The 269-nt window shown below is 44.2% G+C and carries 1 protein-coding gene; it reads right to left on the minus strand.

The genetic code is table 11. From position 1 onward, the window contains the following. Positions 1-269, minus strand: a 269-nt coding sequence (locus SB717_RS36195; protein WP_410907834.1) for a hypothetical protein, incomplete at both ends; no start/stop codon positions are given.

A 269-nucleotide genomic window follows, 5' to 3' on the forward strand; every position in this document is an offset into this window, starting at 1 on the left:
GATAGCATGATTGGCTGCGACCATCGCCTGTTTCCATCTCAGATTATCCTGTGTGGCGTGAACGGGGAATTCCTCGAGAAATTTAGCATACTCTTCTAACTTCTCATTGAATAACGCGATGGCGTTAAATTTAACGTGCGTATTTGCCTGATTGCCATTGGCATCGAACTCTCCATTTCCGCTTATGAACATTCCAAATGTCATTACGTCAATCGCTCCGCTATCGTAAAGTTCTCTGCCTACTTTCTTTAGTTCGCGTGTACTGATCG

It is taken from the genome of Priestia sp. SIMBA_032, from assembly GCF_046535215.1.
Lineage (GTDB): Bacteria > Bacillota > Bacilli > Bacillales > Bacillaceae_H > Priestia > Priestia aryabhattai.